At 67.9% G+C, this 22,365-nt stretch carries 22 protein-coding genes and 1 pseudogene; 14 read left to right on the forward strand and 9 right to left on the reverse strand.

Annotated elements, in window-relative coordinates; all coding sequences use genetic code 11:
• The first annotated feature begins 391 nt into the window (after positions 1–391).
• Positions 392–3,553 (forward strand): TonB-dependent receptor domain-containing protein, encoded by a 3,162-nt coding sequence (locus GGQ61_RS19380; RefSeq protein WP_183776461.1) that lies wholly within the window; start codon positions 392–394, stop codon positions 3,551–3,553.
• A gap of 82 nt (positions 3,554–3,635) precedes the next feature.
• Here the strand turns inward: GGQ61_RS19380 and GGQ61_RS19385 are convergent, their stop codons facing one another.
• The 3 genes from GGQ61_RS19385 to GGQ61_RS19395 all read right to left on the reverse strand — a co-directional run bounded on the left by GGQ61_RS19385 (position 3,636) and on the right by GGQ61_RS19395 (position 6,239).
• Entirely contained in the window at positions 3,636–4,031 is a 396-nt protein-coding gene (locus GGQ61_RS19385) for a DUF6491 family protein (protein WP_246371099.1), read from the reverse strand.
• A 12-nt stretch (positions 4,032–4,043) separates the two neighbouring features.
• Positions 4,044–5,849 (reverse strand): FAD-dependent 5-carboxymethylaminomethyl-2-thiouridine(34) oxidoreductase MnmC1, encoded by a 1,806-nt coding sequence (gene mnmC1 / locus GGQ61_RS19390; protein ID WP_183776469.1) that lies wholly within the window; start codon positions 5,847–5,849, stop codon positions 4,044–4,046.
• An 81-nt stretch (positions 5,850–5,930) separates the two neighbouring features.
• Positions 5,931–6,239 (reverse strand): hypothetical protein, encoded by a 309-nt coding sequence (locus GGQ61_RS19395; protein ID WP_183776471.1) that lies wholly within the window; start codon positions 6,237–6,239, stop codon positions 5,931–5,933.
• 259 nt (positions 6,240–6,498) lie between these two features.
• Between GGQ61_RS19395 and GGQ61_RS19400 the strand changes: the two genes are divergently transcribed.
• Positions 6,499–7,377, forward strand: coding sequence for an alpha/beta fold hydrolase (locus tag GGQ61_RS19400; protein WP_183776473.1), 879 nt, complete (start codon positions 6,499–6,501; stop codon positions 7,375–7,377).
• Here the strand turns inward: GGQ61_RS19400 and GGQ61_RS19405 are convergent.
• On the reverse strand, positions 7,374–8,300 hold the full coding sequence (locus GGQ61_RS19405) for a thioesterase family protein (protein ID WP_183776475.1): 927 nt from the start codon (positions 8,298–8,300) through the stop codon (positions 7,374–7,376). The two genes, GGQ61_RS19400 and GGQ61_RS19405, sit on opposite strands and share 4 nt — an antisense overlap.
• 218 nt (positions 8,301–8,518) lie before the next feature.
• On the opposite strand from GGQ61_RS19405, the pseudogene GGQ61_RS22345 reads away from it, so the two are divergent.
• Positions 8,519–8,728: pseudogene (locus GGQ61_RS22345) on the forward strand (alkylphosphonate utilization protein); the annotation flags it as partial.
• Here the strand turns inward: GGQ61_RS22345 and GGQ61_RS19415 are convergent.
• On the reverse strand, positions 8,725–8,925 hold the full coding sequence (locus GGQ61_RS19415; RefSeq protein WP_183776479.1) for a hypothetical protein: 201 nt from the start codon (positions 8,923–8,925) through the stop codon (positions 8,725–8,727). The pseudogene GGQ61_RS22345 and the gene GGQ61_RS19415 overlap by 4 nt on opposite strands.
• Positions 8,926–9,040: 115 nt before the next feature.
• Between GGQ61_RS19415 and GGQ61_RS19420 the strand changes: the two genes are divergently transcribed.
• The 3 genes from GGQ61_RS19420 (at position 9,041) to GGQ61_RS19430 (ending at position 11,156) form a co-directional block, all read left to right on the forward strand.
• On the forward strand, positions 9,041–9,853 hold the full coding sequence (locus GGQ61_RS19420; protein WP_183776481.1) for a cytochrome b/b6 domain-containing protein: 813 nt from the start codon (positions 9,041–9,043) through the stop codon (positions 9,851–9,853).
• Positions 9,850–10,620 carry a molybdopterin-dependent oxidoreductase gene (locus GGQ61_RS19425; protein ID WP_183776483.1) on the forward strand — a complete coding sequence of 257 codons (771 nt, stop codon included), beginning with the start codon at positions 9,850–9,852 and terminating at the stop codon, positions 10,618–10,620. Before GGQ61_RS19420 ends, GGQ61_RS19425 begins: the two co-directional genes overlap by 4 nt.
• 77 nt (positions 10,621–10,697) lie before the next feature.
• On the forward strand, positions 10,698–11,156 hold the full coding sequence (locus GGQ61_RS19430) for a hypothetical protein (RefSeq protein ID WP_183776485.1): 459 nt from the start codon (positions 10,698–10,700) through the stop codon (positions 11,154–11,156).
• Between the two features lie 3 nt (positions 11,157–11,159).
• On the opposite strand, the gene GGQ61_RS19435 is transcribed toward GGQ61_RS19430, so the two are convergent.
• The 3 genes from GGQ61_RS19435 to GGQ61_RS19445 form a co-directional block, all read right to left on the reverse strand.
• Entirely contained in the window at positions 11,160–11,945 is a 786-nt protein-coding gene (locus GGQ61_RS19435; protein ID WP_183776487.1) for an acid phosphatase, read from the reverse strand.
• A gap of 170 nt (positions 11,946–12,115) precedes the next feature.
• Positions 12,116–13,177, reverse strand: a complete 1,062-nt coding sequence (locus GGQ61_RS19440; RefSeq protein ID WP_183776489.1) for a 1,9-bis(guanidino)-5-aza-nonane synthase — start codon at positions 13,175–13,177, stop codon at positions 12,116–12,118.
• Between the two features lie 97 nt (positions 13,178–13,274).
• Positions 13,275–14,528 carry a type III PLP-dependent enzyme gene (locus GGQ61_RS19445; protein ID WP_183776491.1) on the reverse strand — a complete coding sequence of 418 codons (1,254 nt, stop codon included), beginning with the start codon at positions 14,526–14,528 and terminating at the stop codon, positions 13,275–13,277.
• Positions 14,529–14,748: 220 nt separating this feature from the next.
• Here GGQ61_RS19445 and GGQ61_RS19450 point away from each other — a divergent pair, with 220 nt between their 5' ends.
• The 6 genes from GGQ61_RS19450 to GGQ61_RS19475 all read left to right on the forward strand — a co-directional run bounded on the left by GGQ61_RS19450 (position 14,749) and on the right by GGQ61_RS19475 (position 20,654).
• Positions 14,749–15,276, forward strand: coding sequence for a GNAT family N-acetyltransferase (locus tag GGQ61_RS19450; RefSeq protein WP_221221146.1), 528 nt, complete (start codon positions 14,749–14,751; stop codon positions 15,274–15,276).
• Between the two features lie 154 nt (positions 15,277–15,430).
• A complete protein-coding gene (gene phnC / locus GGQ61_RS19455) occupies positions 15,431–16,225 on the forward strand; it encodes a phosphonate ABC transporter ATP-binding protein (protein WP_183776495.1) in 795 nt (264 codons plus the stop codon).
• Complete coding sequence (gene phnD, locus GGQ61_RS19460) at positions 16,222–17,244, forward strand: phosphate/phosphite/phosphonate ABC transporter substrate-binding protein (RefSeq protein ID WP_183776502.1); 1,023 nt, start codon at positions 16,222–16,224, stop codon at positions 17,242–17,244. The genes phnC and phnD overlap by 4 nt, the downstream gene beginning before the upstream one ends.
• Before the next feature lie 9 nt (positions 17,245–17,253).
• Entirely contained in the window at positions 17,254–18,063 is an 810-nt protein-coding gene (gene phnE, locus GGQ61_RS19465) for a phosphonate ABC transporter, permease protein PhnE (RefSeq protein WP_425501022.1), read from the forward strand.
• A gap of 270 nt (positions 18,064–18,333) precedes the next feature.
• Entirely contained in the window at positions 18,334–19,545 is a 1,212-nt protein-coding gene (locus GGQ61_RS19470) for an OprO/OprP family phosphate-selective porin (RefSeq protein ID WP_183776511.1), read from the forward strand.
• Between the two features lie 68 nt (positions 19,546–19,613).
• Entirely contained in the window at positions 19,614–20,654 is a 1,041-nt protein-coding gene (locus tag GGQ61_RS19475; RefSeq protein WP_183776513.1) for a substrate-binding domain-containing protein, read from the forward strand.
• A gap of 61 nt (positions 20,655–20,715) precedes the next feature.
• On the opposite strand, the gene arsH is transcribed toward GGQ61_RS19475, so the two are convergent.
• Complete coding sequence (gene arsH / locus GGQ61_RS19480; RefSeq protein WP_183776516.1) at positions 20,716–21,432, reverse strand: arsenical resistance protein ArsH; 717 nt, start codon at positions 21,430–21,432, stop codon at positions 20,716–20,718.
• A gap of 64 nt (positions 21,433–21,496) precedes the next feature.
• On the opposite strand from arsH, the gene GGQ61_RS19485 reads away from it, so the two are divergent.
• Positions 21,497–21,835 carry an ArsR/SmtB family transcription factor gene (locus GGQ61_RS19485; protein ID WP_183776517.1) on the forward strand — a complete coding sequence of 113 codons (339 nt, stop codon included), beginning with the start codon at positions 21,497–21,499 and terminating at the stop codon, positions 21,833–21,835.
• Positions 21,836–21,853: 18 nt separating this feature from the next.
• Positions 21,854–22,363 carry an arsenate reductase/protein-tyrosine-phosphatase family protein gene (locus tag GGQ61_RS19490; protein WP_183776519.1) on the forward strand — a complete coding sequence of 170 codons (510 nt, stop codon included), beginning with the start codon at positions 21,854–21,856 and terminating at the stop codon, positions 22,361–22,363.
• Positions 22,364–22,365 lie beyond the last annotated feature (2 nt).

The following is a 22,365-nucleotide window of genomic DNA, read 5'->3' on the forward strand; positions in this document are numbered from 1 at the left end:
ACGCGTGGCCGTAAGGCCGCGCGCCGCCCCCTCAAAACGGGGCATTCGTGCAACAGTTACGCCTCAACTTGCCGTGACGTCAGGCGCTCGGCGGCTGCGCCGCTGTTGAAGCGCAGCTGTGACGCGCGCGGCCGCTGCGCGATCTGAAACGTTCTGAAACCGTTTGAATCTAAGGGATCAGCGTTCTTCGAGGCTGGAAGTGCGCGCCTTATCAGCGGTTTATGAACGTTGATCACTACCGCAAGCCGTGCGCTCGGCGGTTCAAGACAACAGTATGTTGCGGGGTTGAAAAATAGTAGCGCGCTCCGCGGGGCCGTTCGATGATCTTTCTGCTCATGAGTCAAAAGCCCCCGCACCAGATGGGGGCGGCTCTCGAGGGGGAAGGAAACCTATGTTGAAGAGCAGTTATTTCTGCGGCGGCTCGCTATTGGCCGTCGTCCTGGCAATTTCAGCCAACAGTTCGGCCTATGCCCAGGCCTCCACCGTAGAAGAGGTCGTGGTCACGGGCTCGTTCATCGCAGGTACGCCGGAGGACGCGGCCCTGCCGGTCGACGTCATCGGCTCCAAGGAACTTGAGGCCCGTGGCTCGCCGACCATGGTCCAGTTCATCAAGACCATCCCGTCGTCCGGCGCGGTCATCGGCGAGAACAACCGGTTCGGTTCGGGGTCCGGCGCGGCGACTGTCAATCTTCGCAGCCTGAACTCGAACGTGACCGGCGCGCGCACGCTGGTGCTGTTCAACGGCCGGCGCGTGCCGGTCTCGCCCCAAGGCCTGAACTCGGTCGACATCAACCTGCTGCCGACGGCCGCGATCGGTCGGGTCGAAGTGCTGAAGGACGGCGCGGCCGCGACCTACGGCTCTGACGCCATCGGCGGCGTCGTCAACTTCATCACTCGCACCGATCTGGACGGCTTCGAGTTCAGCGGCCAGTACCAGTTCATCGACGGATCCGACGGGGACTACGAGGCCTCGTTGGCCTGGGGCAAGAAGTGGGATCGGGCTGACGCCCTAATCACCCTTGGCTACCGCGCCCGTTCCGAGATGCCGATCTTCGAGCGCGACTGGGCGATCCGCACCGGCGTCAACGGCTTCCTGGAAAACCCGCTGGGCGGCTGGGCCGGCACCGGCAACCCGGGCGGCTACAACTATGCGACCACCGCGCCGGTCGGCTCGCCGACCAGCGGGTTCACCTCGGCGAGCTTCACCGGGGCGCTGCCGGACATCGGTTGCGCCGCCAATGGCGGGGCGCCCTATAGCCTCACGACCCTGATCGGGGCGCGGGCCGTGGTGCCCGACTCGAGCGTCTGTAACTTCCAGTATACGAGCTTCGACAACCTGGTTGAGGACGAGCACCACTACCAGGCGTACGGCAAGTTCAACTTTGATGTGACGGACAACATCACCGCCAACATCGAAGTGTTGTACGCGATGCACGAGACGCCGCTGCAGAGCTGGGCCGTGACCGGGCCGAACCAGTTCCCGGCGCCGCAGCTGGCTTCCGGCGCCTCGCCGGGCGGCGGGGTGTCGCCGATCCCGGCGACCGGCACCGGCGAGCAGTCGCGGTTCTACATCCCGAACACCAACCCCGGCCTGCAGGCGCTGATCTCGCAGATCAACGCGGCGAGCTGCGCAGGACCGAATCTGCCCTATGGGGTGGATGCGGCCAGCTGCGCCACGGGCCTGGCGATGGCGCGGGCGGGCGTCGCCAACGCCGCGGCCTACGGGGTGGCGGCAAGCCAGAGCATCTGGCGGCCGATCGGCTTCGCCGGTAACCCGTACACTGACGACGAGCACGCGCACTACACCTACAAGGTCGACACCGCCCGCGTGTCGGGCGGCTTCAAGGGCCAGTTCGAAAACGGCATCGGCTTCGACGTGGCGCTGACCTACCAGAAGCAGGACTACAACTATAACCTGGAAGACCTGTCGGTTAACCGCCTGCAGTTGGCACTGCGCGGCTTCGGCAGCCGTGACGGCAACGCCGACCAGTGCACGGCGGCGGAGACCAACAACTTCACCACCAACGCCGGCAACGCGGCCCTGGGTTGCTTCTACTTCAACCCCTTCACCAACGCCTTCGACGAGAGCCTGGCGCAGGTGGGCCCGAACCCGTTCTACATCGCCAACAGCACCATCCCCGGCTTCAACGATGCGGCCGCCAACCGCGGGGCCGTGGTCGCCTGGATGGACGACAAGCAGCGCAACGAGATCTCCTCGGAGCTGTTCGTCGCTGACCTGGTGATGAACGGCGAACTGCCCTGGGATCTGGGCGGCGGCAATATCGCCTGGGCTGCCGGCGCGCAGTATCGCTACGACCGCACGATCCAGGACCCGGACGTGCGGTACGACGCCAACGCCACGCCCTGCGTGGACTCGACGCCGTACGGCGATGGGTCGCCCTATTGTCCTACGACCTCGAACGGCCCGTTCCTGTTCAACGCCAACCTGCGTCCGTACGACGTGAACCGGAAGATCAGCTCGGTCTTCGCCGAGACCAAAATTCCGTTCACCGACGACATCGAGCTCAGCCTGGCCGGGCGCTATGAGTACTATGAAAGCCAGGGCGAGACCTTCAATCCGAAGGCGTCGATCCGCTGGCAGGTCGTGGACTGGCTGGCCCTGCGGGGATCGGTCGGCACCACCTATCGGGCGCCGGCGGCGACGATCACCACGGACAACTTCACCCGCAACCTAACCAACGCCAACGGCACCTACCGGGCCAACGACCTCTACGGGAATCCGGACCTCGAGCCCGAAACCGCGTTCACCTACAACCTCGGCGCGGCGGTCAACTTCTCGAACTTCCGGGCGACGATCGACTACTGGAACTTCGACTTCGAGGATCCGCTGACCTCGGAAGCCACCGCCGACCTGCTGAACGTGATGTTCCCGGGCGGTTCGGCGACCGGCAACTGCGGCAATGCGGCCTATGCCGCCGTCCAGGCCCGCTTCACCTTCGCCGGCGCGTGCAGCCGCGCGAACATTCTCTCGTACCGCACCCAGTACATCAACGGCGGCGGGGTGAAGACCTCGGGCGTCGACTTCCAGGCCAACTTGGACGTGGGCGAAGTGCTGGGCGGCGCCTTCTCGGCCGGCTTCGACGGGACCTACCTGCTGAAGTTCGACGAAGAGCCCTACACGATCGAGGGCTTCCCCTCGAACGCGGCGGGCGTGCAGGAGCGGGCCGGCACCTATCGGGCCTCGCTGTTCACCGGCTACAACAAGATCCGGGCGAACGGCTATCTGAACTGGGCCAGCGGCATCCATAACCTGCGCTGGCAGACCCGGTTCATCTCCTCGACGACCCAGGTGGAGACCAACTCCATCGCTCTGGCCGCGGCGCTGAAGAAGCCGATCAAGATCTCGGAATACTGGCAGCACGACCTGACCTATCGGGTCGAACTGCCGTGGGACACGACGGCGACCCTGACGGTTCAGAACATCTTCGACGAGGACCCGCCGTTCGCGATCGGCACCCAGTACAACTATGACCCGGGCAGCGGCAACCCGCTTGGCCGCGTCTATGCGGTGGCGCTGAAGAAGCGCTTCTGATGCGAGCCTCCGGCCGGCGCGGCGACGCGTAGGGCCGTACTGCGGGCGTCGCCCCCTCGAAGGCGGCGCCCGCTTTTTCGTTTCAGGGCTTGGATTTGGGCGGCAGGGCCGCGGCCTCTTCCGGAGTGAGCTTGGTCACGGTGCGCACTTCGCAGCGCTGAGGGCCGAACGGGCCCTTGGTGATGATCGTGGCGTCCAGGCCCGAGCAAATCGAATCGCCGCCGCGCGAGACCAGGCCGATGGCCTGATTCCAGTCGATGTCCGGACAGCGGGCGAACAGCTCCAGCCGATAGACGTCGCGAACACCGACCCGCACGTAGACGGTGGTTTCGTCGACGGCGTTGAAGCCGTTGGCGTTATTGGCCCAGAAGCAGCTGCGAGCCGAACTGCTGGCGGCGACCGCCGCGTCCGACGCCGGCGGAGTGGTGCAGGCGGCCAGGACGAACGCGCCCGCCACGCCGACAAAGACCTTGAACATGGTCATGCTCCCTTAGCGATCCCCGGCCGGCACGCTACGGCCTTTGCGGGCGGCGCGCCTGTGGAATCGGTCGGGCGCGACGAGCTCGGCCAGCGGCGCAGGCAGCGGCGAGGGCGCGCCGAGCGCCTGGGCGGCCACGTGTTCGGCCAACAACGGCGCCAGGCAGAACCCGCGTGAGCCAAGCCCGCCAAGCACGTAGACGCCCTCCAGGCCGGGCGCCGGCCCCGCCAGCGGCAGATGATCCGGGGTGGTGGCGCGGACCGAGGCGCGGCCCTGCAGGTCGGCGGAACTCAAGCCGGCGGCGAGACGGGGCAGGGCGGCGGCCAGGGTGGCGAGGTTGCGGCCGTGATCGTCGTCGCGGACGTCGGTCGCGGTCTCGCCGCGGTCGTGGGTGGCGCCGAACAGCAGGCCCGTGCGGGTCGGGACGGCATAACCGCCCCAGGCCGCGGCCTGAGCGGTCGTCGCAGCATCGGTCCAGCTTGCCTGGCCGCGCACCGGCGCTATCGGCAGGCCGTCCAGCAACGCGCCGATTGCGGGACCTATCGTCAGGATTACCGCGTCAGCTTCCACAATCACGCCGTCGGCGGCGTCCCACAGCGTCCAGCCGGACGCGCCGGGGGCGATCCGCGCGACCCGGGCGCGACGTATGGGGCCTGTCCAGGCGGTCAGGACGCCGACTGGCTCGATGACCAGCGCTTTCGTCAGGTCTAGGGCCGTGCCGATAGACGGCTCGCCCAGGCGGACGCCGGCCGCGGCGGCGTCGAGCGGGACCAGAGCGTCGGGTTCGAAGATGTCGGAGGCGGCGATCTTGTCGAAGCGAGCGACGTCGCGGTCTTCCCCGGCGATCTGCAGCACGCCGCGGGCGAGGACAGCGTCCGGCAGGGCCTCATAGAGCCGCTTTGCGCGGCCGAACGCCTGAGCGAACAGCCGGGCCAGCGGGCCGAGGCCGGCGTCGAGCCGCGGCGTCACCAGGGCGGCGGGGTTGCCGGACGCCCCGGCGCCGGGGCCGACGGCGTCGAGCACGATCGGCGCGCATCCGAGCGCACGCAAGGCGCGGGCGGCGCTGGCCCCGGCGATCCCGGCCCCTACGACGGCGACGCGGGGAAGGTCGCGGGGGAGGGGTGCGCCGGGCATCCGAGCCTCCAGCCGCTCCCGCTTGCGGCCAAAGCCGGGGCGCTTGTCGACCGCGAAGCCGGCGGCGGCCAGACCGCGGCGCACGGCCCCGGCGACGGTGAAGGTGGCGGCGCGTGCGCCGGGGGCCGAGCGGGCGGCGACGAGGGCGAGGATCTCGTCTCGCCACATGGCCGGGTTCAGGGCAGGTGAGAAACCGTCGAGGAACCAGGCGTCGGCCTGTCCGGACCACTCGGAGAGCGCGGCTTCGACGTCCATGACCGCCAGGTCGATGGTCGCGGAGACTTCCGGGAGGTCGATTCGATGGAAGCCGCGGGCGCGGCCGGGCCAGCGGGCGACCAGCAGGGCCGCCAGGTCAGCGAGCTCCGGCCAGCGGGCCAGGGCGCGGGCGGCCTCTTCGGCGGTGATCGGATGGGCCTCGACGCTGAAAACGTGGAGATGCGCGCCGGACGGGGCATGTGTCCGCCAGAGGTCCAGCAAGGCCAGGATGTTGAGGCCGGTGCCGAAGCCCAGCTCGCCGACCGTGAAGCGTGTGCGACCAGTCCAGGCGCCCGGCAGGCCGCAGCCTTGCAGGAACACTGCCCGGGTCTCGGCTAGGCCATCCTCGACCGAGAAATACACGTCGCCGTAAAGTCGCGAACGCGGCTGACCGTCGTCGGTCCAGGCGAGGGGAGATTCGTCGCTCATCGCGCCGTTATAACGCGCAAAAGAAAAGGGCCGCCCGTGAGGACGGCCCTTCGCTTAAGAACGCGGATGCGTTCGTAAGACTTACTTCGCGGCCGGAGCGGCGGCGGCGTCGGCAGCCGGAGCAGCCGGAGCAGCAGCGGCGGCAGCGGCGTCGGCCGGAGCAGCAGCGGCGGCGGCGGTCGCGTCGCCAGCGGCCTTCGTGGCGTCGGCAGCGGCGTCGGCGGCGGTGGCGGCGGCGTCGGTCGCGGTGGCGGCGGCGTCGGTCGCGGTTTCGGCGGTGGCTTCGGCGGTGTCAGCGGCCTTTTCAGCCGGCTTGCCGCAGGCGGCGACGGACAGAGCGGCGACGGCGGCGCCGGCGACGAGCAGCTTGCGAAGGATTTCGGTGGTCATGTCCCTGGGTCCCCTGGAAACGGAGGTTAGAAGCGGCCCAGCGAGGCGACCCTTGCGGGAACACTCGCTGCGCTGCTTCGGAATATGCCCGGCTTGGCGCTCAGGGCAAGGCTTTAATTCACGCCCTCGTGATCACTTTTGCAACCCTTGCCCCCATCCCCCCTAAAACCAAAGGCTTCGCGGGTGTTGTCGAACCGCGCGTCAATGTGGTTTCGAGGGGAGGGCCGGCCCAGATCGGCGGTCGGCGGAGGGTTTTGCGATGGAATCGGCTTTGGCGGAGGCGCCGCGCGCGCGCCTGATCGAGTTGAAGGAACGCGGCGGCGCGATGGCGGCGCTGGACTTCGGCGATCCCAGCCGCGCGGTCGACGTCGTCTTCGTGCACGCCAATGGCTTCAATGCGCGCACCTATCGCACAATTCTGGCGCCGCTGGCTCGGGACCTGAGGGTCCTCGCGATCGACCAGCGCGGGCACGGCCGCTCCACCCTGCCAGCCGACACCGTCGGGCGGACCTCGTGGAACGGCCTGCGCGACGACCTGCTCGCGCTGCTGGAGACGCTGAACATCCGCGATGTGGTGCTGGCGGGCCACTCGATGGGCGGCACCGCCTGCGTGTTGGCCCAGGCGCTTGCCGCCGACCGCGTGCGCCGCGTGGTGCTGTTCGATCCGGTGGTGATGCCGGCGGCCGGACCGGTCGATCCGAGCCAGGTGAGCAACTCCCCGCTGGTGCAGGGCGCTTTGCGTCGCCGGTCGGTGTTCCCCGACAAGGCCTCGGTGGTCGCCGCCTACACCGGCCGCGGCGCGTTCCGGACCTGGCAGAGCCAGATGCTGGCCGACTATGTCGCCGACGGCTTCCGTGAGCGTGAAGACGGCCAGGTCGAGCTGTCCTGCGCGCCGGAGTGGGAGGCGTCGAACTTCGCCTCGCACGCCCACGACACCTGGGGCGCCTTCGAGCAGGCCCAGGTCCCGATTCGGATCTTGCGGGCCGAGGAGGGGTCCACCTGCCGTGAGGATCCGAAGCTAGACGCCCTGGTCGCGGCCGGACGCATCCAGGTCGAGACGGTGCCCGGCACGAGCCACTTCCTGCCGATGGAACGGCCGGACCTGATCGCCTCGGCGTTGCGGGCCGCCGTGGCCTAGAGCGCCAGGCCGTCGGGCGAGGCGGCGCGGAACGCCGCCTGCGCCTCTTCCGAGATGTCGACCACCTTGCGCCGGTCCAGGTCGAACGAGACCACGACCGCCTCGGCGCTGGCCCAGGGCCGGCCGCTCTGCGGATCGACCATCCAATGGATGACCCGCCGGGTGCGGGCGTCGCAGCCGGCGAAGCCGGAGCGCAGTTCGACGCCGTCGCCGGCATGCGGCCAGTCGAGGTGCAGAACCCGATATTCGAGCACCGCCCCGCCGATCCGCGCTTCGGGATCACCGTCGGCCGGGCCGGGGCGGACGTCGCCGAACAGCCGCCCGACACCGTCCGAGACACGGCCGATGAAGAGTTCGGGCCGCATGCGGCCGAACACGTCGCACTCGGTCGGGCCGATGACGCCGAGGCCGATCCGCTTCAGGCCCAATTCGTCGGCGCGCGGCAGCGAGGCGGTGGCGACGACGGGGGAGAGGTCGATGCTGCGCGCAGCGGCGAAGGCCGGGACGTCGATCATAAATTCCGCAGCTCGTTCGCGCAGTCGCTGCGGCCAGGGGAAGGGACGCAGTTCGCGAGCCGTGGCGTGGTCGACGACCAGTTGGAAGGTCGCGGCCGGCTGGCCGTCGAGGTGACGGATGACCAGCAGCAGGCGCGCGTCGCACTCGCCGATCGCCACGACGCCGCCGGTCATGTGCAGCGAAGCGCCGGCCTTCGCTTCGCGCAGGAAGCGGATGTGCTGCTCGCGGACGACCAGGGTCGACTCGCCGTCGCGGGCGAAGGCGCGCGGCATGCCCAGTTGAGCGGCGAGTCCGGCCAGCCCCTCCTGGGCCTTGGCGACCCAGAAGCGGACGTTCATGTGCCCCATCTCGTCGCATTCCCAGGTGTTGACGCCGCCGCTCCACACCTCGACGCCTTGTTCGGACACTGGACGCTCCCCCGACTTCGAAAACGGCGCGAACCTTAGGGGGTGAGGCCGGCGTGCGCCAGAAGGCTGGCCCTCGCGGCCGCAAGGCGTTAGGGGCTGGGAACCCTAGGCATTGTGAGGCTCAGATGAGCGGCGACGAGTTCGTCTATGACGAGACCACCGGCGAATGGGTCAGCGCCGCCGAAGCGGCCGCCAACGCCAAGGCGGCCGGTCAGGTTGAGGTCCGCGACTCGGTCGGCAACCTGCTGGCCGACGGCGACAGCGTCACGCTGGTGAAGGACCTGAAGGTCAAGGGCGCCGGCCAGACCCTGAAGCGCGGCACAGTGATCAAGTCGATCCGCCTGACCGGCGACGAGCAGGAAATCGACTGCCGGCACGAGGCGATCAAGGGCTTGGTGCTGCGCGCCGAGTTCGTCCGCAAGGTCTAGTCGCGCTTGCCCTCGGCCGGATCTCCGGCTGAGCCCATGTGGCCGCCCGGCGGGGCGTCGGTGTCGAAGCTGCGAGGTTCCGGATAGCGGTCGGCGCCGGCGTTGTCCTTGGCGGCGTCGAGCGGCTGGGCGTCGTTCCTGCGGCGACCTTCGCTCTGCAGGCGCTTTCCGCTCTCGGGGTCCTGACGGTTTGGCATGGCGGTCTCCTTCCAGGGGGAAATCGCCGCCGTCCGCCGATGTTCCGGCATCCGAGCGCCCATGGCGCCCGTATTCCTCACATGGCAAGGTCACGCTCGACCTGAGGGACGCCCGATGCCCGATGCGGACAACCACACACGGATCGTGCGCCGCCACGGCCTGACGACGCGGCTGACCCACTGGATCAATGCGGCCGCGCTCCTCGTGCTGCTGCTGAGCGGCCTGCAGATCTTCAACGCCCATCCGGCGCTCTACTGGGGCGACGTCTCGACCTTCGCCCGGCCGTGGATCTCGATGTTCGCCGCCGAGCGCGGCGGCGAAGCGATCGGGGTCACCAAGATCGGGTCCGCCTATGTCGAGACCACCGGCGTGTTCGGCTTTTCCGGCAACGAAGTGCGCGGGTTTCCGTCCTGGGCGACGCTGCCCAGCTATCGCAGCCTGGCCGACGGGCGGCGCTGGCATTTCGCCTTCGCCTGGCTCTTCGTACTGAACGGGCTGGTCTATCTGGGCGCGGGCCTGATCGGCGGCCACTTCCGCCGCGACCTGCTGCCGAGCCGCGACCAGCTGTCGCTACGCCATCTGCTAGCCGAGGTCGCCGACCATGCCCGGTTGCGGTTCGCCAAGGGCGAGGCGGCGCGTCGATACAATGCGCTTCAGAAGCTGGCCTATCTGGCGGTCATCTTCGTGCTGCTGCCGATGATGGTGCTGACCGGCCTGTCGATGTCTCCGGGCATGAACGCCGGCTTCCCGTGGCTGCCCGACCTGTTCGGCGGCCGGCAGTCTGCGCGCACGATCCACTTCATCACCGCCGGCTTGATCGTGGCGTTCGTCGTGGTCCACCTGGCCATGGTGCTGCTCTCGGGGCCCCTGAACGGGCTGCGGTCGATGATCACCGGCCGGTTCGCGATTCAGGAGGACGGACGATGATCGACCGCCGCCGCTGGCTGTCGGGGATGGCCGCCGCCGCGGCGGGGGCGCTCCTCGCCGGTTGCGATAAGCTGACGATGAATCCTGTCGTGCAGCAGGGCCTGGCCATGGCCGAGGGGCTGACGCGGCGTGCGCAGCGGCTGGTCGTCGACCGCAAGGCGCTGGCCCAGGAGTTCAGCCCAGCCGAGATCTCGCCGGACTTCCGCGCCAACGGCTCCACGTCGCCCGGCGATCCGGCCTACCGGGCTCTGGTCGAGTCCGGGTTCGCCGACTGGCGGCTGGTCGTCGACGGCCTGGTCGAACGGCCGCTGTCATTGAGCCTGGACGAGTTGCGCGCCCAGCCGGCCCGCACCCAGATCACCCGCCACGACTGCGTCGAGGGCTGGTCGGCGATCGGCCAGTGGAGCGGCGCGCGGCTGGGGCCGCTGCTGGACCGAGCGGGGCTGAAGGAAGGCTCGCGCTACATTGTCTTCCACTGCGCCGACACCTTGGACCCGAACGCGCCGGCCGCCCTTGGCCGCTACTATGAAAGCATCGACCTGATCGACGCCTATCACCCCCAGAGCATCCTAGCCTACGACATGAACGGCGCGCCGCTGGCCGTGAAGCACGGGGCGCCGGTGCGGCTGCGGGTCGAGCGCCAGCTTGGCTACAAGCACGCCAAGTACGTCATGCGCATCGAGGCGGTGGCCGACCTGGCCGGGATCGGCGGCGGCAAGGGCGGGTTCTGGGAAGACCGCGGCTATGAGTGGTACGCCGGGATCTGAGCCGCGGAATTGACATCCGCGCCGGAAAATCCCGAACTGAGCGTGCGGGGGCGGGCCCTGCCAGCAGGACGATGACCATGAACGCCGTGATCGCTGCAGGCGCCGGCTTTCTCGCCGCGGTGCTGTGGATCGACCTGACCTTCGACGTGCAGATCCAGCGCCGAGGGCCGGACCGCGCGCCGGACGAGGTGCTGGCTTCGCTCGCACCCTACTACCGGCGGGTGACGACCGGGGCCTGGCCGATGAACTGGCTGACGCCGTCGGTGCTGGCCCTGACCCTCGCGGGGATTCTGATCCAGATGCTCGAACGGGTGCAGCCGATCTGGGTCAGCGGCGCGTCGCTGGCGCTGGCGGCCGTCTCCATCGGGCTCGGGCTATGGCGCACCTGGCGCAACGCCGTGCGGCTGGGCCAGGCGGTGGACACGCCCGAGGTCCAGACCAAGCTGGCGGTGAACGTCTATCGCGACCACCTGATCAGCCTGGCGGCGATGCTGGCGCTGGTCGGACTGCAGGTGGCGACCAGCTTTCCGTTCTAGGCCCTAGTTGTAGGGCGACTTGCCGATCAGCTCGGCCTCGGCCGCGCAGGCCGCGCCGTCGGGGACCTTGGCCGACTTGCGCAGGGCGGCGATCTCCTTGCGGGCGGCGTCCATGTCGGCGCGGAAGGCGGCCGAGCCGTGCAGGCCGGCGACGACGATCGAGCCGTTGGTGCGGCCGGCCTCGACCGCGCTCATGTTGTGCACCCCGCAGATCAGCCGGCTCTCGCCGAACGAGCGGGCGCGGGCGAGGATTTCGGTCGACCGCTCGGGGACCAGCTCGGCCAGGATCAGGCCGACCGTCCAGCCCCAGGTGGTGTGGCCGGAGGGATAGTCGGGGCTCTTGGCCAGGCCGTCTGTCTTGGCCACGCAGATGTCGCCCTCATCGATCAGGTAGGGGCGCTGGCGATTGTAGATGTCCTTCGGGTGGTTGACCGCGCGGCGCACGTCGTAGCGGGCGGTCATCAGGATCTTGGTCAGCTTGGGCGCGGTCTGCGGGGTCAGCTCCATGCCGATGGCGCAGCTCATGTCCTTGACGATGGCGGCCTCGTCCGCGTCGGCGGTCGCCAGCGACCAGCGCGGGCTGTCCTTCAGCGAGCGCGTGGCCAGGAAGGCCGAGCGGTCGGCCTGGTAGCGGATCGTGCCCGGCGTCGGGGCCGGGGGCAGGATCTTGTAGCTGTCGGGGGCGGCGTCGCCGAGATAGCCGCTGGGTGCGGGCTGCTGCTCGGCGAGCGCGGTTCCGCCGACGGCGAGCGCGGCTGCGGCGGCGAGACTGATGACGATGCGGTTCATGACGACCCTCCCGAACTGCGAGCCGATCATGCGGAGCCGCGGGCGCGGTTCAAGCGGCAGATTCGCCGACGCTTCTATCTGGTGCGCGCTGGAGGATCGCTTCCAGCGCTACATGGGGGTGAACAGCCAAAGAAAAAACGGCGCTCCCGCAAGGAGCGCCGTTCGAAGACTTAGGCCTTCTTTTCGAAGAGCTTGTTCCAGCGCGGCTTGGTGCGGGTCTTCCACGAGCCGCGGTGCCAGGCGTCCGAGGCGATCAGCGGAACCACGGTGGTGGCTTCGGCGAACACCATCTGTTCCCAGGTCACGTCGACCTTGCCCCAGGAGCAGGCTTCCTTGAGAGTCGACGACGAGCAGGCGCCGTCGCGCACGTCGGCCACGGTGATCTGGACCGCATACTTATGCATCTCGGCTTCGTGGCCGAGGATTTCGGCGCACACCACGGTGTCCTGGGCGAAGTTCTTCGGCACGCCGCCGCCGACCATGAACAGGCCGGTGGTGCCGGCCGCCAGCTTGATGTCGGTCAGTTCGCGGAAGTCGGCGACCGCGTCGATGGTCAGGTAGGGCTTGCCCTCCTTCATGCGCTCGACCTGATGCTTGACCAGACCAAAGCCGGCCGAGCTGTCGACGAAGGCCGGGCAGAAGATCGGCACGCCTTCGCGATAGGCGGTCTCGATCAGCGAGTCCGGCTTCTTGGCGTTGCCCTCGGCCAACCACTTGCCCATCTCCCAGATGAACTCGCGCGACGAATAGGGGCGCGGCTCCAGCAGGTTGCAGATCTCGTAGATCGTGCCGTCGCAGTTCTGGAGTTCTTCTTCGTCGATGTAGGTGTCGTAGATGCGGTCGATGTAGAGGTCGCGCAGGTCGCGGTCGTCGACGTTCGACTGGGCTTGATAGTGCTTGAAGCCGAGGGCTTCGAAGAAGTCCATGTCGACGATCGAGGCGCCGGTCGCGACGATCGTGTCGATCATCCCGTACTTCACCATGTCGCGGTAGATGTGCATGCAGCCGCCGGCGCTGGTCGAGCCCGCGAGGGTCAGCCAGGTCGAGCAGTCCTTGTCTTCCAGCGACATCGACCAGATGTCGGCGGCGCGCGCGGTGTCGCGGCTGGTGAAGCTCATTTTGCGCATGGCGTCGACGATCGGGCGGGCGTCGTACTGGTCGATCGCCACGTGCTCGACGGTGTTGGCCAGCAGCTCGGCCTTGCGGTTCGACTTCTGAACGTCAGCGTTCATTCTCTGAGACCTCTAGAGTTTGAGCGCCCGTCCAGAATGGAAAAGGCGCGGCCGGGACGGAGCGACCGGCCGCGCCTATAACTTTCCAGCGCCCGGCTTATTTCCGCCGACGCTTCTTTCCGCGCGCACGCGACAGCTTCACGACATTCTGGTTCTCCTGGCGGGGAACCGGAATGGAGCGGCGGGCCAGGCCGTACATCGAGGCCATGGGGGCGTCGGACGCCTCGACGGTCTCGGCGTCGCCGTAGCCGTTGAAGCGGGTGTTCATCGCCACGCCGTAGGCGCCGAGCATGCCGATCTCGACATAGTCCCCCTCGCGCACATCCTCCGGCAGCCAGAACGGGCCGGGCATGTGGTCGAGCGAGTCGCAGGTCGGACCCCAGAAGCGGTAGGGCTTCAGCGGCCCGTCGACTTCCTTGGCCTCGCCGTTCTCGCTGCGGAGCAGCTTGACCGGAAAGGGCCATTTTGTGTGCGCGGCGTCGAACAGCGAGCCGTACGACCCGTCGTTCAGATAGAGCGCGTCGCCCTTCTTGAGCTCGACCTTGGTGAGGATCGACGAGCCTTCGGCGACCAGCGCCCGGCCAGGTTCGCACCACAGCTCGGTCGTCTCGTGCACCATCATCTCGGCAAAGCCGCGGTCGATGGAGTCCATGTAGTCGGCCAGGTCCGGCGGAACCATGCCGGGATAGACCGACGGGAAGCCGCCGCCCACGTCCACCACGTCGGCGAACACGCCGGCGCGGACCAGGGCGCGCGAGGCTTGAGTCATCGCCGCCTGGTAGGCGGTCGGACGCATGCACTGGCTGCCGACGTGGAACGAGACGCCCATCAGGTCCTGGGTCGCGCGCCGGGCGGCCAGCAGCAGGCCAGGAGCCTGATGCGGGTCGACGCCGAACTTGCCGGCCAGCGAATAGGCCGCGCCCTCGGCGGCGACGCCGAGACGGACGATGAGATTGAGGTCCTTCGCGCCCTGGGTCGCGGCGAGGATCTTCTCGAGCTCCTCGTGCGTGTCGAGGGAGAAGGTCTTCACGCCGTGATCGAAGTAGGCGGCGGCGATCGCCGCGCGGCTCTTGACCGGGTGCATGAAAGCCATGCGGGACCCGGGCGCGTGCTGCGCGACAAGCTCGATCTCGGGGACCGAAGCCACATCGAAGGACGTTACGCCGTTTTCAACGAGGGCCTTGATGACCCACGGAGAAGGATTGGCCTTCACCGCGTAGAAGACGTCGCCTTTGAAATTTTCCTGGAACCAGCGCGCCGCTACCGCCACCGCGTCCGGTCGCGCAATGGCGACAGGGCGTTCCGGTGGCCGCTCACGGACCAGGTCCAGGGGCGTATGGTACGTGCGCAATTCACGTAGCCCCCATTGGCAGTTGAACCCAGACCGGCGTTAGCAGCGCTTTTTCAGGACATCGGGTCCGCCGGAGCCGTGCGAAATAGGGGCGATGACCCCTGATGTAAAGGGGTTTGTCTCTTCGCCCAAAAATTGTCATCAAACCCAAGCCCCGCCAGGACTTGCGAGGGGGCGGGCGCGACATGGTTTAGAGAGATTTTACGGGGGCCGCGATCGCTTGCGTACAGCCGTTTTCGGGGATGCGGAGCGCATCGCCCGGCTTCATGACGAGGTCTGGCGGGCGACCTATCGGGACCTTGCGACACAGGCCGCCTGGGACGGGCTGACCGAGGCGGTGCGTCGGGCCCGGTGGGAGGAGGTGCTCGGCGAGGACCATCCGCGGCGCACGACCCTGGTCGCCGAGCGGGACGGGAGGATCGTCGGGTTCGGCACCGCCTGCGCCCCTACCGAGGCGGCGTTCGGCGACCGCGGCGAGGTCCGCTGGCTGCACGTCGCCCCGGCGGCGCAGGGCGGCGGAATCGGCCGGCGGCTGATGAGCGCGCTGACCCGGCGACTCGCCGACTGGGGCTACGGCGGCTGCGCGCTGGCGGTGGTGGTCGGCAACGAGCCTGCGATAAGGTTCTACGAACGGCTCGGCGGGCGGCGGGCCGGCAGGTTCACCGATCCAGGGCCGCTCTGGCGCTCCGACAACATCGTCTTCGTCTGGGACGAGCTTTCGCCGTTGATCGGGGATGAGCAGTACTAGTCTGCAGTCAGCAGTCGAAGCCGTGTGACAGGCGATGATACTATCGCGTGCTGGACCGAAAGCGGGGCCTCGTGTCATGAAGCCGTCGCAGGGGTCGGCGATCACAGCCAGTCCGTACCAATGCGCGCGCTGATCCGGGGAAGCCTCGCCATCTATGTCTGAAGCCGCCGTACTGTCCGTGCGGAACGCCTCCAAGAGCTTCGGCTCGCGGCGCGCCCTGGATTCCGTTTCCCTCAATGTCAGCAAGGGCGAAATGATCGCCCTCATCGGGCCGTCGGGCTCGGGCAAATCGACGCTGCTGCGCTCGATCAGCGGACTGCAGACCATCGACGGCGGCGCCGGCCGCATCGAAGCGTTCGGCGGCGTCGTGCAGTCGGACGGCAAGATCAGCAGCAAGGTGCGCGAGGCGCGCATCCGCATCGGCTTCATCTTCCAGCAGTTCAACCTGGTCGGCCGCCTGACCCTGTTCTCGAACGTGGCGCTGGGCTCGCTCGGCCGCATCCCGTTCGTGCGCGGCGTGTTCGGGTTGTGGCCGGATGAGACCAAGCAGGCGGTCATGGCCGCCCTCGCCCGCGTCGGCGTGGCCGAGTACGCCGGCCAGCGCGCCAACACCCTGTCGGGCGGCCAGCAGCAGCGCGGCGCGATCGCGCGGGCCCTGGTCCAGAAGGCCAAGATCATCCTGGCCGACGAACCCGTGGCCTCTCTCGACCCGGTGTCGGCGCGGCGGGTCATGGAAATCCTGCGCGACCTGAACCAGCAGGACGGCCTGACGGTCGTCGTCACCCTGCATCAGGTCGATTACGCTCTGCGCTACTGCGACCGGGTGGTCGCTCTGAAGGCCGGCAAGGTCGTCTATGACGGTCCTGCCGCGCAGCTGGAACGCAAACAGCTCATCGACATCTACGGCCCGGAATTCGAAGACGTCTTCTGGGAAGGAGCCCCGCAATGATCGATCGTCGCCTGCTCATCGGCAGCAGCCTGGCCGCCCTCAGCGTCGCGGCCTGCGGCAAGTCCGAGACCACGACCCCGCCCGGCGGTCCGCCCAAGGTGATCAACTTCTCGATCCTGGCGACCGAGAACTCCACCAGCATGGAGACGTTCTGGAAGCCGATCCTGGCCGACATGGAAAAGTCGATCGGCATTCCGGTGAAGCCGTTCTTCGCCTCGAACTACACCGCCCTGATCGAGGCGCTGCGCTTCAAGCAGACCGACGCCGGCTGGTTCTCCAATCAGTCGGGCCTGGAAGCCGTGCGCCGCTCGAACGGCGAGGTGTTCGCGCGCACCTTCGATCCCAGCGGGTCGGACGGCTACAAGTCGCTGCTGATCGTGCCGGCCAGCTCGAAGACGACGCTGGAAGACGTGCTCAAGTGCGACAAGACCCTCACCTTCGGGATCGGCGACGCCAAGTCGACCTCCGGCACGCTAGCGCCGATGACCTATCTGTTCGCGCCGAAGGGCATCCGTCCTGAGGCCTGCTTCAAGCAGGTGCGCGCCGCCAACCACCAGGCCAACCTGTTCTCGGTGGCCAAGGGCGTGCTGGACGTGGCCACCAACAACTCCACCGCCCTGCGCCTGCAGCGCGAGCGCGGCTCGCCGGTCGCCGACCAGGTGCGGGTGATCTGGGAAAGTCCCAAGCTGCCAGAGGACCCGATCATCTGGCGCAGCGACCTGGACCCCGCGGTGAAGGAAAAGCTGCGCCAGTTCTTCCTGACCTACGCCCAGGGCGAGGGGCCCGAGGCCGAGCGCCAGCGCAAGCTGCTGGCGGCGCTGTCGATCGGCGGCTTCCGCCCGGCCGACAACTCGCACCTGCTGCCGGTTCGCGAGATGGAGGCGACCGAACAGCTGCTGGAAGCGCGCAACGCCGGCGACAAGGTCAAGGAAGCCCAGGCCCAGAAGTCGCTGGACACCATCGCCGCCGAGCGCGCGGCGCTGGAAGCCAAGACCGGCCAGCCCGTCGCGGCCCAGTAGGATATTTCCGTGACCGCCAGCGTGACCAACACCGATCTCCTGAAGCCGCCGTCGCGGCCCCTGGGCCAGCAACTGTTCGACCTCGGCCTGTGGGGCGGGATCATCGTGCTGCTGGTGATCAGCTTCGGCCCTGCCGAGATGAGCAAGCTGCCGAAGCTGTTCGAGAACTCGGACAACATGCGGCAGTTCGGCCGCGAGTTCCTGCATCCTGATTTCAGCGACTGGACGTTCCTGGTGAGCCAGATGTGGCTGACCGTCCAGATCGCGCTTTGGGGCACGGCCATCGCCGTGCTGATCGCGGTGCCGCTTGGCTTGCTGGGCGCGCGCAACGTGACGCCGTCTTACGTTCAGCTGCCGATCCGCCGTCTGATGGATGTGCTGCGCTCGGTGCCGGACCTCGTCATCGGCACCATCTTCGTCGTCGCCGTCGGCCTGGGGCCGTTCGCCGGGGTCATGGCCCTGGCGCTCAACACCGGGGGGGTTCTCGGCAAGCTGTTCTCCGAGGCGGTCGAGTCGATCGACAAGGGTCCGGTCGAGGGCGTGCGCGCCACTGGCGCGGCGCCCCTGCAGGAGGTGGTCTGGGGGGTGATCCCGCAGGTCGCGCCGCTGTGGACCTCGTACGCGCTCTACCGGTTCGAATCCAACAGCCGGGCGGCCACGGTGCTCGGACTGATCGGCGCCGGCGGCATCGGCCAGATCCTGTTCGACAGCCTGAACTCGTTCTCGTATTCGCGAGTCGCGGCGATCGCGATCGTCATCGTGGTGGCTGTCACACTGATCGACCTGCTGTCGCAAACCATCCGTGCACGCCTGCTCTAGAGCGTGACCAGAATGTCGCAGGCGGGGCCGATCTTGCGCCCCGCCGCGACGCCGCCGTCGGCGGCCGGAATCTCTCGGATCCTTGATCTGCAAGGGATTGGACGCCTTTTGAAGTCGTCCGCTCCCCCGCCCGGCAGGGGCGTCGCAAATCCGTCTTCAAACTGACGATCAGCTGTCGCCGAAGCTTGGCGGAAGCGTCACGGGACCCCGTTAAGCCGCCTCCCAAGCTCTGAAAGGGCTCACGGGGATAGCTCTACAAGGATCCTGAGAATGAAGATCAACACCTCGCTTTGCGCCGGGGCGGCGCTCGGCGTGATCGCGCTCGCCATCGCCGGCGGCGCCCAGGCGCAAGACACCACCACCGCCTGGAAGGGCGCGCCGCAGTTTCAGAACGACACGCTGACCTTCAAGGTGCGCGGCCGCGTCTACGAAGACTTCGTGCACCAGGAGGTCGATCGCCAGACCGGCGCCGACTTCGACGCCAACGTCACGCGCCTGCGGACCGCGCGTCTCGGCGTCGAGGGCACCTGGAACGCGAACTGGGCGTACAAGGCCGAGTTCACCGTGGCCGGCGGCTCGGCCAACTGGGAGGATCTGATCCTCGAATACAAGCCGACCGACAGCATCTCGATCATGGCCGGTAACTTCAAAACCGTGTCGTTCGAGAACATCTCGTCGTCGCGCTACACCACCTTCATGGAACGCGGGCCGTTCAACGACGTGCTCGACATCGGCCGTGTCATGAACCTGCAGGTCAAGGCGAACGGCGAGAACTGGACCGCCGCCGCCGCGATCTCGGGCGACTCGCTCAACAATGCCGACCCGACCGCGACCGCCACCGGCGGCAGCGAGACCCTGGGCGTCAATGGCCGCGTGACCTGGGTTCCGATCAACAGCGACACCACCAAGCTGCACGTCGGCGCCTGGGCGCGTTACCGAGACCGCCAGGACCAAGCCAACTTCACCTACCAGGCCCGCAACAACACCAACTACGGTGCGCGCTACATCACCACCGGCGCAGTCGGCGTCTCAGACACCATGGTCGGTCTGGAAGGTGTTTTCATCCAGGGTCCGTTCTCTGTGCAGGGCGAGTGGGCGACCGCTGACGTGGATCGTCTGGCCAACGTCTCCAGCAACCTGAAGAGCTACTACGTTTCCGGCTCGTGGTTCGTGACTGGCGAGATGAAGAACCTCGACGTCAAGAAGGGCGAGTGGGGTCGGACCAAGATCCTGAACCCGATGACCAGCGGCGGCCTCGGCGCGCTGGAACTGGCGGTCCGCTATGACAACACCGACCTGACCGACTTCAATATCCCGGCGACGGCCGGCGAGTACTCGGCCTGGACGCTCGGCGCCAACTGGTATCCGCACCCCTACGTGCGGTTCATGGCGAACTACACGAAGTCCGAGAACGACAACCGCGCCGTCGGCGCCGACGTCGATGTCGAGACCCTGCAGTTCCGCGCTCAGTTCGACTTCTAGGACCTCCCCAGCGGGGCGGTCGATCCGGCCGCTCCGCACCCCCATTTTCCCTCGAGGAGCAACCTCCCGTGAAAAAACTACTGGCCTTTACCGCCGCCGCCGCTTCCGCCATGGCGATCTCGGCCCCGGCCTACGCCGCCCGCGACTATGTGTGGGTCGCCGGCTCGTCGACTGTGTTCCCGTTCTCGACCCGCGTGGCTGAGAACTACGCCAAGAAGACCGGCAAGAAGGCCCCCAAGGTCGAGAGCCTGGGCACCGGCGGCGGCATCAAGCTGTTCTGCGGCGGCGTCGGCGACGCCTTCCCGGACATCGCCAACGCCTCGCGGCCGATGAAGAAGTCCGAGTTCGACGCCTGCGCCGCCAAGGGCGTGAAGGACATCGTCCAGATCAAGATCGGCTTCGACGGCATCGTCGTGGCCACCGACAAGGACGGCGCGGACTACAACTTCAAGACCGAGCACCTGTACCTCGGCCTGGCGGCGAACGTGCTGCGCCAGGGCAAGTTCGTGAAGAACCCCTATCAGACCTGGGACGAGATCGGCGCCGGCCTGCCTGGCAACCGCATCAACGTCTATGGCCCGCCGCCGACCTCGGGCACCCGCGACGCCTTCGTCGAGCTGGCCATCGAGGCCGGCGCCCGCAAGTTCCCGACCGCCGAGGAATTGCGCTCGAACAACGAGAAGAAGTTCAAGGAAGTGGTCGACCCGCTCCGCAAGGACGGCTGGGTGGACGCCGGCGAGAACGACAACGCCATCGTCGGCACCCTGACCAAGACCCCCGGCTCGCTGGGCGTCTTCGGCTGGTCCTACCTCGAAGAGAACATGGACAAGATCAAGGGCGCGGCGGTCAATGGCGTGAAGCCGACCTCGAACACGATCGCTGACGGTTCGTATCCGCTGGCCCGCTCGCTCTACATCTATGTGAAGAAGGCCAACATCGGGGTGACCCAGGGCCTCCAGGAATACCTGAACGAGTTCGTCTCCGACGCGGCGACGGGCAAGGGCGGCTACCTGGCGAGCCGCGGCCTGATCTCGCTGCCGGCCAGCCAGCACGAGGGCCAGAAGGCGATCGCCCAGAAGCTGACCCCGATGGCGCGTCCCGCCAGCTAAGGGTCAGTTCCAGGAGAGACGTCGGGCGCCGCGGATCGCAAGATCCGCGGCGTTCTGCGTTTCAGCCGACAGCCTTGGCGCGCAGGGTTTCCATAGGGCTGGCGGCGCCGGCCGCCTTACGCTCGCTGTAGCGGTCGACAAGGTAGTCGGCGCGGTCGCGGGTCAGCAGGGTGAACTTCACCAGCTCTTCCATCACGTCGACCACGCGGTCGTAGTAGGACGAGGGCGCCATGCGGCCGGCCTCGTCGAACTCCTTCCAGGCCATGGCGACTGAAGACTGGTTGGGGATGGTGATCATCCGCATCCAGCGGCCGAGCACGCGCAGGGCGTTCACGGCGTTGAAGGACTGTGATCCGCCGCTCACCTGCATCACGGCCAGAGTACGGCCCTGGGTCGGGCGGACGCTGCCGACTTCGAGCGGGATCCAGTCGATCTGGCTCTTCATCACGCCGGTGATCGTGCCGTGGCGCTCGGGACTGCACCAGACCTGGCCCTCTGACCACAGAGACAACTCGCGCAGTTCTTGGACCTTGGGGTGGCTGGGGTCCGCGCCGTCGGGCAGGGGCAGGCCGCGCGGGTCGAAGGTGCGGGTCTCCGCGCCCAACGCCTGCAGGATTCGGGCGGCCTCCTCCACGAGAAGGCGGCTGTAGGAGCGCTCGCGCAGGGAGCCATACAGCAACAGGATTCGCGGCGGATGCGTTGCGCGGTCGGCCGGCTCGAGGCGGCCCCGGTCGGTCTGGCGGAGAAACTGCGGCGCAAGGGCGGGGAAGTCGGTCAAGTCACGTCTTTCGAAGTACGGAAGGCGTCTTCCGTTTGTCATATAATTCGACTATTCGAGAAATATGGAAATGACAAGCGCCGTCGCCGGCCTCGCCGCCCTCGCTCACGAGGGCCGTCTCGCGGCTTTCCGGCAGTTGGTCCAGGCCGGCGGGGCGGGCCTTGCCGCCGGGGAACTGGCGCGCCGGCTCGACATGCTGCCGAACACGCTCTCGACCAATCTCGGCATCCTGGCTCAGGCCGGGTTGGTGACCTCGCAGCGCGAAGGGCGCTCGATCATCTATCGCGCCCACTACGACGCCATGGGCGAGTTGCTGGCCTATCTGGTCGAGGACTGCTGCGCCGGCTCGCCCGAAATCTGCGCGCCCCTGGCCAAGGTGGCCAGCGGGTGCTGCGCCGCCTGACGCCAACGGAGTCTCACCGTGACCTACAACATCCTGTTCCTCTGCACCGGCAACTCGGCGCGTTCGATCATCGCCGAGGCGGTGGTGAATAAGGAGGCCGCCGGCCGCTTCCGAGCCTACTCCGCCGGCTCGGCGCCGAAAGGCGAGGTCAATCCCCATGCTCTGGCGCTGATCGAATCGCTGGGCTTCACGGCGTCGGACTTCCGTTCCAAGTCTTGGGACGAGTTCGCCCGGCCTGGCGCGCCGCCGCTCGATTTCGTCATCACCGTCTGTGACAACGCCGCTGGCGAGGTCTGCCCGATCTGGCCGGGGCAGCCGATGACCGCCCATTGGGGGATTCCTGACCCCGCGGCCGCCGAGGGGACGCAGGCCGAGATCGCGGCCGCCTTCGCCGAGGCGGCGCGGCAGTTGGGCACGCGTATCCGACTGTTTCTCAGCCTGCCGCTGGAGACCATCGATCAGATGTCGCTGCGGACGCGTCTGCGCGAGATCCACGAACAGGCCGACCGCGCTGAAGGCGTTGAGTGAAA

Source organism: Phenylobacterium haematophilum (genome assembly GCF_014196295.1).
Taxonomy (GTDB): domain Bacteria; phylum Pseudomonadota; class Alphaproteobacteria; order Caulobacterales; family Caulobacteraceae; genus Phenylobacterium; species Phenylobacterium haematophilum.